Origin of the sequence: Cobetia sp. MC34 (genome assembly GCF_018340035.1) — a bacterium.
Taxonomy (GTDB): Bacteria; Pseudomonadota; Gammaproteobacteria; order Pseudomonadales; family Halomonadaceae; genus Cobetia; species Cobetia amphilecti.
On sequence record NZ_JADPPY010000015.1, the window covers coordinates 80672 to 89079 of the forward strand.

Genomic DNA, 8408 nt, shown 5'->3' on the forward strand with positions numbered 1-8408 from the left:
CGCGGGCCTGCAGGTGCAGGGTCGCGGCATTTTTCCATCAGGAGAAGCCCTTCATGAAGACGAATCATCTGGCGGGTCGCCGTCGTGCCTTGGCGCTGATGGGCGGCTCGCTGGTCTTGCTGGCCGGTGTCAGTGCCAGTCCCTGGGCCGCTTCTCTGGCGTATGCCGCAGACGCGCAGGCCGGGCGCGCGACCCCTGAGCTCGCCTCGCTCGAGTGGCAGGTGATCGCCGAGCACGCGCGCGGTCAACGTATCGACTTTCACGCCTGGGGCGGCAGTGAGGCGACCAACGCCTATCTGCGCTCCCAGGCCAAGACAGCGGCGGCGCGGCATGGCATCGAGGTGCGTCACGTCAAGATCGCCGATACCGCCGAGAGCGTCTCGACCCTGCTGGCCGAGAAGGCGGCCGGGCGCCGCGATGGCAGCATCGATGTGATCTGGATCAACGGCGAGAACTTCCGTGCGCTCAAGCAGGCCGAGCTGGTGTGGGGGCCCTTCGTCGAGCGCCTGCCCAACAGTGACTATCTGCTCGAGGAGATCGGTGCGCGCGATTTCGGACTCGCCACCGATGGTCTGGAGGCGCCCTGGGGGCGTGCGCAGCTGATCTTCATGTATGACACCGCGCTGCTGGAATCGCCGCCGCGCTCGATGCAGGCGCTGCTGGAGGTGGCCAGAGAGCATCCCGGACGCGTGACCTATCCGCAGCCGCCCAGCTTCCACGGCACCACCTTCCTCAAGCAGGCCTTGATTGAATTGATGCCAGTGGAGCAGCGCGAGGTGCTGGCATCTCCCGTGGCGAGTGATGCTCAGTTCGCTGAGGTGACCGCACCGCTGTGGGACTATCTCGATGCGCTGCATCCTTTGATGTGGGCGCAGGGCGAGCGTCAGCCAGCCGGTGCCGAAGAGCAGATGAAGTTGCTCGCTCAGCGCAGCGTGTGGATCGCGCTGACCTTCGTGCCCCAGGAAGTGGCCAATGCCCGTCAGGAAGGGCGGCTGCCACCGACCATCGAGCCGTATATCCATGACGGCGGCACCCTCGGCAATGTGCACTATCTGGCGATTCCGGCCAGTGCACCGCACAAGGCCGCAGCATTGGTGTGGATCAATCAGTTGATGTCCGCCGAGGCCCAGGCTGCCAAGGCCGACCCTTCACGCTGGGGCGATGACACGGTGCTGGATGTCGCCCGCCTGCCGCCGCAAGAGCGTGCCGCCTTCGAGGCCTTGCCACAGCTGCCCGGCAGCATGTCGCCCGAGGCGTTGGGCACACCGCTCAGCGAGCCACACCCGAGCTGGACCGATGCGTTGGAGGCCGAGTGGGCGCGACGCTATCGCAACTGACGCAATGGGTCGCTGATCGCTGGCGTGTCGCCCCCGCCACTGGTCATGCGCCGCTGACGCCCGCTCGCGTGCTGCGCTGGGGCGTCTTGCTGTTGCTGCTCGGCCCGACGGCGCTGGGGCTGGCCGGGCTGGTCGCGCCGGCCTTCGGGCTGTGGCCGACGCTGGGCTTCGAGGAGGTCTCGGCGGTCGCCTGGCAACGCTGGTGGGCCTTGCCCGGGCTGGCGGAGGGCTTTCGACTGACGCTGGTCAGTGGCCTCGGCGGCACGCTGCTGGCGGTGCTGCTGACCATGGGGTGGGTCTCGGCGGCGGCCGGGACTCGCTTCGGCGAGCGCATGGAGCGCCTGCTGGCCCCGATACTGGCGATGCCGCATCTGGCGCTGGCGCTGGGGCTGCTGTGGCTGGCCGCCCCGAGTGGCGTGCTGATGCGCCTGCTGCTGGCGCCCTTCGAGGTGCTGGTACCGCCGCAGTATCCGCTGCCGGATGCCCATGGCATCTCGCTGGCGGTCGGTCTGGCGCTCAAGGAGGCGCCATTCTTGATGCTGATGGCGCAGACGGCGCTGTCACGCCTGCCGGTCACGGCGCAGCTGCAGGCAGGCCAGGCACTCGGCTACAGCATCCCACAGCTGCGCTGGCGCATTCTGATGCCACAGGTGATGCGCGCCATCGCCTTGCCCATCGGCGCGGTGCTAGCCTACTCGCTGGCGGTGGTGGATGTGGCGCAGGTGCTGGGCCCGACGCGTACGCCGACGCTGGCGGTGCGCCTGATCGAGCTGTGGCGCGACAGTGACCCGACGGCGCGCCTGCCGGCGAGTGTCGGCGCCCTGATGCTGGCCCTGCTGGTGATCGGGATGATGGCGCTGGGCGCGACGCTGGGACGCGCTCTGCTCGCCTGGCATCGCGGCTGGGTACTGAGCCATCACCCGGAGCGCGCAAGCCGCCTGGCGCTGGCGAGCGAAGCCATGTTCGGGCGTGTCGCGCGCGGAGTACTGGGCTTGGTCACGCTGATCTCATTGCTCGCCTTCGTGGTGATCGGCGTGCAATCGGTGGCCAGAAGCTGGTTCTTCCCTGCACTGTTGCCGTCTCGCTGGGGCTGGGAGAGCTGGCAACAGGCCCTCGCTGGCCTGGGGGATGCCTTCAGCAACAGCCTGTGGCTGGCACTGCTGGTGGCGACACTGGCCGTCATCCTCAGCGTGGCGGTGTTCGAGCGTGAGCGGGAAAGTGGCCGCCTGCGTGGCTTCGTGGTCTGCCTCTATCTGCCATTGCTGCTGCCGCAGGCCAGCTTCCTGTTCGGCTTTCAGGTCGGCTGGTTGAGCCTGGGGGCCAGCCCCGGTTGGGCGGGAGTGGTGATCGGGCATCTGCTGTTCGCCTTGCCTTACGCCTGGCTGACGCTGGCCGGCCCCTGGGCACGCTTTGATACCCGACTCGAGCAGGCGGCACGCCTGCTGGGGCGTTCACGGCTCGAGGTGCTGATCGGTATCCGCCTGCGCCTGATGCTCAGGCCGCTGGCCATCAGCTGGGCAGTGGCCTTCGCGGTCAGTATCGCGCAGTACGTGCCGACGGTGGTACTGGGCGGCGGGCGTGTCCCGACCCTGACCACCGAGACTCTGGCGCTGGCGACGGGAGCCGACCCGCGCCTGACCGCGGTGGCCGCCTGCCTGCAGGCCTGTCTGCCGCTGGTGGTCTACCTGTTGGCGCGTGCGGTACCTGCCGGGCGCTCGGTCTCGCCGACGCGCGGCTGAGCGCCTGTCAGGTGCTGGAATGACGATGACCTCAACGATCTCATGGGAGTAGATGCAACATGCTGGACAAGTGGACCTCACGCTGGGTACAGCCGCCTCTGAAACGTCTTGCGAAAAGTGCGGCGGCGCGCGGTCTGCATCCGGATCAGCTGACCCTCGCGGGCTTCGCCATCGGCATGCTGGCGTTGCCGTTGCTGGCTTATGGGCATTTCGGGCTCGCGCTGGTCGCGATCCTGATCAATCGGGTGGTGGACGGGCTGGATGGCGCGCTGGCGCGGCACGCCGGCCTGAGCTCCGATGCCGGTGGCTTTCTGGATATCTGTCTCGATTTCCTGTTCTACGCCGCGGTGGTGGTGGGCTTCGCCCTGGCAGACCCTGCCGCCAATGCGATGGCGGCGGTGGCGCTGCTGTTCGCCTTCGTCGGCACGGGCTCGAGCTTTCTGGCCTTTGCCATCATGGCGGCCAAGCATCAGCTGGAGCGGCCCAATTTCACGCGCAAGGCCTTCTATTATCTGGATGGCCTGACCGAGGGTACCGAGACCATCGCCTTCTTCGTGCTGGCCTGCCTGATGCCACAGCATTTCGCATTGTTGGCGTGGATCTTCGCCGCGGCATGCATCCTGACCACGCTGACGCGCGTATGGGGAGGGTATGTCACCTTGCGAGCCCAGGATGAGCATCACAGCACCGACCAGAGTTGATGCGCTGCGAACCTGGCCTTGCTGATGATACGGCTCGTTACCTTTCTTACTCGCCTTGCTCACTTGCCTTGCTCGGGCGCCTCGGAGTCCTGCCAATGAAGATTGCTTCCCGTCAGTTGCCATCATTCCTGCCCCTGTTCGCGGCAGTCGCCTCCAGCGGCCTGCTGGCGGCGCTACTGCACTCGGTGGCCCACGCGGCTGACAGGAGTTTCTCGCCTGCGCAGATTCTTGCCTGGGGCGAGAAGACCTTCGAGGGCCAGACGGCCTATCGCGTGGTGGAGCGCGATGGCAGACCTGCGCTTGAAGCACGTGCCCAGGGTCAGGCATCCGCGCGTTTTCTCGAGGAAGATATCTCGCTGGAAGAGACGCCCTACCTGAAATGGTGCTGGCAGGTGGACAGCATCTACCCGAGCGTGAACGAGAAGACCAAGGGCGGCGATGACTATCCGGCGCGTCTCTACGTGGTCAACAAGACCGGTATCCTGCCGTGGCAGGTCGAAGCCATCAATTACGTCTGGTCCAGCAATCAAGCTAAAGGCAGCCACTGGGACAATGCCTTCACGGATCGTGCCGTGCTGCTGGCGGTCGAATCCGGCGACGAGAAGGTGGGGCAGTGGGTGGCGGAGGTGCGTGATCTGCGGGCTGATTACGCGTCACTGTTTGGCAGCAAGCCGAGCGAGATTGCCGGACTGGCGCTGATGGCTGACGGTGACAATGCCGGCGGTGATGCCACGGCGCTGTTTCGTGGCCTGAGCCTTTCCAGCGATGCCACGCCGCCCAGCTGCGGTGCCTGATCCGGAATCATGAGTGCTCAGGGCTGTGAAGAGAGGGCTGAGCCAGTCTGACAAGTGCGTCAAGCCAGCCAGGCCGACTCGAAGCCAGACACGAAAAAGCCCCGCGACTGATGACTCAGTCGCGGGGCTTTCGGTTCCGGCCCCCCACGGTGTGGGAGGCGCTCATCTGAGGCATCGCCCCGGATGAGGGAAGAGGCGGAGCTTAGTGCTCCACGCCGCCTTCGCCGTGAACGTGGCCGTGTTCCAGCTCTTCGGCAGAAGCTTCACGCACGTTGGTGATCTGCACGTCGAAGTTCAGGGTTTCGCCGGCCAGCGGGTGGTTGCCATCGACAGTGACAGTGTCGCCTTCGACCTTGGTGACGGTGACCATCAGCGGGCCGCCCTGGGTCTGCGCCTGGAACTGCATGCCAGCTTCGATGTCTTCGACACCCTGGAAGGCTTCACGCGGCACTTCCTGGACCAGGGCTTCCTGGACTTCGCCGTAACCTTCTTCCGGAGAGACGGCAACTTTCAGCTCGTCGCCGGAAGTCTTGCCGTCGAGTTCCTTCTCGAGGCCCGGGACGATGTTGCCAGCGCCGTGGATGTAGGCCAGCGGCTCGCGACCTTCGGAGCTATCCAGCACTTCCCCTTCGTTGTTGGTCAGGGTGTAGTGGAAGGATACGACGGCATTCTGGGCGATTTGCATGATGAGAGCCTTTCGATAGGTATATGAACGTCAATGGTAACGTGCCCCTGAGGTGACTGTCAGGGGGGAAACTGGAAAAAAGCCGCGTATCACGTGGCTCCTGGCCCGCTGATGACATTGCCAGAGAGGCAATCCAGCGCACGTTACCTTGTCTTGAAAGTATAGGTGACGCTCGCAGGCGTGCATTTCAACCCTGAGGCAGGGTTTTTTCTCACCCCCGACGTCATCGGTGAAGAAAGGGGCAAAACGGTTGGATTATCAGGTGTCTGGCGGGGTTGCCCTGTCAGCGCACAGCGGCCTTGCTGCTGGCGGCCAGACAAGGTTGGGGCGATGGCTTGCGAGGGCCACAGGGTCTGGTTACTCTGCCTACTCGGATATTGCGGATTCTGACGCGCGGCCCGAGGTGGCCTCGCTCTGCACACTCTGTCCCGTCGCCTGACGGGAAATGACAACTCAGGCGCCATGCGACCCTATTTTTCAGGAGAGAATTTCGATGACCGTGACATTGATCTGGCTGGTGAGCTTCGCTGCGATCTTCATGCTGTGCTTGAACCGCTGGGAAGGCTCGCTGGGTGCCACCGTCAAGCGTGTCCTGCCGGAGGCTCTGAGCATCGATAGCGGTGACCGCTACGTCTGGGGCGTGGCCTTGGGTATTCTGGGTGCGACCTTCATCGTCAATCCCGTCTCCATGCTGATGGCATTGATCGTGCTGGCGCTGATCGTTCTGATCGGCGGCAAGCTGATCTGCTGGGGCATGAGCAAGGTCAAGATGCACTGATTCAACCAGCAGCAACCTTCCGGGAAGCATGACGTTTCCCGCAGACAGAAAGGCCGGGCTATCTGCCCGGCCTTTCTGTTTCTGCTCATCCATCACGTCTTGTCAGTGCTGCCTGCAGCTGAGTGCCGAGTCATAGCCAGGTCGAGAGCGTCAGCGAGCCGAATTGATCGCTCTCCTGCTGCGTCTCGAATTCGTGGGTGCGCCACACGTTGACGAACGCCAGCTGCCAGCGTTGCCAGCTGAGCGCGAAGCCCAGCTGCAGGTCGCCGACCAGTGGGCGACGGTCCACCGAGGCGCTGTCCTCGAAGCCATTGCCGTCCAGCAGCATGTTGTAGGCCATCGCGCGGCCCTCGATATTGGCGAACAGGTACCAGGCGAAGTCACCGTCGGGATGGAAGTACTGACGGCCGCCCTGGGCCGGCGCCACTGTCGGTATCCCGTAGCTGCGGGTCAGCCCCTGGCCGATGCGTACCCCGCCACCGACGCCCGCATAGGTGTAGAGATTGCCCAGCGCCACGGAAGCCGAGGGGCCGTACTCCACCTCCAGCCCCGCGGCCCTGGCCGGCAGCCATAGCTGCGTCTGCCAGCCGGTGCTGATCACCGGCTCGTTGTGCAGCTGGTGATCCCAACCCTCCGGCTCATCACTGCCGGTCAGCTTGTGTACCGCCTTCTGAGCATCCTTGGCGCCCGAGGCCGGGCCGACGATGCCGAGATCCAGATTGAAGGTATCCACCCGTCGCCAGTCATCTCCCTCTTCTCCGGCGAACAGCGAGACGCCACCGAACAGGTAGCCCGCGTAGGGGCGGTCATCCTGATCCGGTTGCTCTCGCTTGATGTCATTGGGGGTATAGATCTGCTGCCCGAAGCGGTAGGCCGTGGCGTCCAGTCGCGCCGCGCTGAAGCCCGGCACCCAGTCCGCGAATGAGCGTGACCAGTGCTGCTCTGGTGTCTTGAAGGTGTAGCTCAGCGCAAAGCCGTTGGTGTAATGGCCATCATCGCCGGAGGTGAGAATGTCGTTCTCGACCTTCAATGACAGCACGCCACCCTCGTCCTCGGCTGCCTCCACCATGGGGGCCAATGCCACCGCACCCAGCATGATCATTGCCATGCCCAGGCGCCTGGTCGTGAAAGGCAGTTGCGAGACAGGGCTCAATGCATGGGTAGCGGATAAACCAAGAGGGAGCGAGCACGACGAAGTGCCAGCAGCGGATGAAGTAGGACTATTGTTACCCGAAGTAGTGCGGGTGACCGACGATGACGAGAGCAAAGCACAGGCAGCAGTGGGACGCATGGCAACTCCTAGGGCGGAAAGTTGTACACAGAGTCTAGTAAAGCCGTAGGTGTATAACCTTGCACAAAAAAATGCATTTGTATAGGAGGCTAACATTCTGAGAGAGTGTAGTATCGCAGATAATAATATTGTTATATTATATTCTTTGTGGTATAAATTTTTATAAACTAATATGTAGATAAAAGGGAATTTATGTCTAATATTATTGAGCATGATGGCGATGATTTAAATGGCTCTTTATCTGTTGACGGTGGACAATCATCCGTCTCGTTAGAGACGTATCAAGCAATATATCAAAAAATAACAGGGCGGTCAGAAAAAACAGTACAAAAATATCATGATAATATTCTTGTAGACTTCTCTGAGCTAGAGCAGATGCACATGAAGGTTATGCAGTTATGTGATGTGCACACTATTATAGCGCAAAATGAAGTTGTAACTGTATTTCATGAGAAGGAACGCAAAGAGCAATTTGTGTCATTTGATGATTTTAAACGATATAACTCTAGTAGCTCAAAGCCTACTGTAAGTGTCGTGATTAAATATAATTTTTCGATTCTTCCCCCTAAGGAACCGATGATCAATTCGGTTCTACGCGTTTGCAGCGCTCAGACTGGTGCTTCAACCGCAACAGCGGTCGCTTTCTGACCTGTATAGATGGCCTATTTCCTCTACTAGCCGGTTTATCCGGCTAGTAGAGGAAATTCAAGATGCACTGACCCCGTCAATGCGTCCTTCGCATCGCGTCGCCAGCACGAGGTTGGCTAGCCCGAACAGGCTGAATAGCTGCGCCTGGTTCTTGGCCAGCCCCTTGTAGCGCACCTTCCGGTAGCCGAAGAGATTCTTGATGACATGGAACGGATGCTCGACCTTGGCGCGGATGCTGGCCTTGGTCCGCTCGATCTTCAGCAGCAGTTCTTTCATCGGACTCTCTTCCATCTTCTTGATACCGCCTCGCTTGGCCGCGATACAGCAACGGGAATTCCTTGCATCCTTTTCTTCATCCAGGCGTTTGCCCATACCGATGTAGCCCGCATCAGCGTGGACTCGATTGTCATCATCCCGCACCAGGTGCTCTACCAT

General features: G+C 62.0%; 9 protein-coding genes. 6 read left to right on the forward strand and 3 right to left on the reverse strand.

Annotated features, from left to right (window positions below; genetic code table 11):
* Window positions 1-53 precede the first annotated feature (53 nt).
* The 4 genes from IZU87_RS10180 (at window position 54) to IZU87_RS10195 (ending at window position 4571) form a co-directional block, all read left to right on the forward strand.
* The gene (locus IZU87_RS10180) at window positions 54-1337 is read left to right on the forward strand and encodes an ABC transporter substrate-binding protein (RefSeq protein ID WP_213114419.1); all 1284 of its coding nucleotides are present in this window, start codon (window positions 54-56) and stop codon (window positions 1335-1337) included.
* Entirely contained in the window at window positions 1313-3076 is a 1764-nt protein-coding gene (locus IZU87_RS10185) for an ABC transporter permease (protein ID WP_213114420.1), read from the forward strand. Before IZU87_RS10180 ends, IZU87_RS10185 begins: the two co-directional genes overlap by 25 nt.
* A gap of 59 nt (window positions 3077-3135) precedes the next feature.
* Complete coding sequence (locus IZU87_RS10190; protein ID WP_213114421.1) at window positions 3136-3777, forward strand: CDP-alcohol phosphatidyltransferase family protein; 642 nt, start codon at window positions 3136-3138, stop codon at window positions 3775-3777.
* A 95-nt stretch (window positions 3778-3872) separates the two neighbouring features.
* Window positions 3873-4571, forward strand: a complete 699-nt coding sequence (locus IZU87_RS10195) for a DUF3047 domain-containing protein (protein WP_213114422.1) — start codon at window positions 3873-3875, stop codon at window positions 4569-4571.
* Window positions 4572-4773: 202 nt separating this feature from the next.
* Here the strand turns inward: IZU87_RS10195 and IZU87_RS10200 are convergent, their stop codons facing one another.
* Window positions 4774-5256: an FKBP-type peptidyl-prolyl cis-trans isomerase gene (locus IZU87_RS10200; RefSeq protein WP_043333860.1), complete on the reverse strand. Its 483-nt coding sequence runs from the start codon at window positions 5254-5256 to the stop codon at window positions 4774-4776.
* Between the two features lie 493 nt (window positions 5257-5749).
* On the opposite strand from IZU87_RS10200, the gene IZU87_RS10205 reads away from it, so the two are divergent.
* Window positions 5750-6034, forward strand: coding sequence for a hypothetical protein (locus IZU87_RS10205; RefSeq protein WP_043333859.1), 285 nt, complete (start codon window positions 5750-5752; stop codon window positions 6032-6034).
* A gap of 130 nt (window positions 6035-6164) precedes the next feature.
* On the opposite strand, the gene IZU87_RS10210 is transcribed toward IZU87_RS10205, so the two are convergent.
* Window positions 6165-7142, reverse strand: coding sequence for a lipid A deacylase LpxR family protein (locus IZU87_RS10210; RefSeq protein ID WP_213114423.1), 978 nt, complete (start codon window positions 7140-7142; stop codon window positions 6165-6167).
* A 375-nt stretch (window positions 7143-7517) separates the two neighbouring features.
* Here IZU87_RS10210 and IZU87_RS10215 point away from each other — a divergent pair, with 375 nt between their 5' ends.
* A complete protein-coding gene (locus tag IZU87_RS10215) occupies window positions 7518-7973 on the forward strand; it encodes a hypothetical protein (protein ID WP_213114424.1) in 456 nt (151 codons plus the stop codon).
* A gap of 57 nt (window positions 7974-8030) precedes the next feature.
* Here the strand turns inward: IZU87_RS10215 and IZU87_RS10220 are convergent.
* The coding region (locus IZU87_RS10220) for a transposase (RefSeq protein ID WP_249330523.1) at window positions 8031-8408 on the reverse strand (378 nt) is incomplete at its 5' end.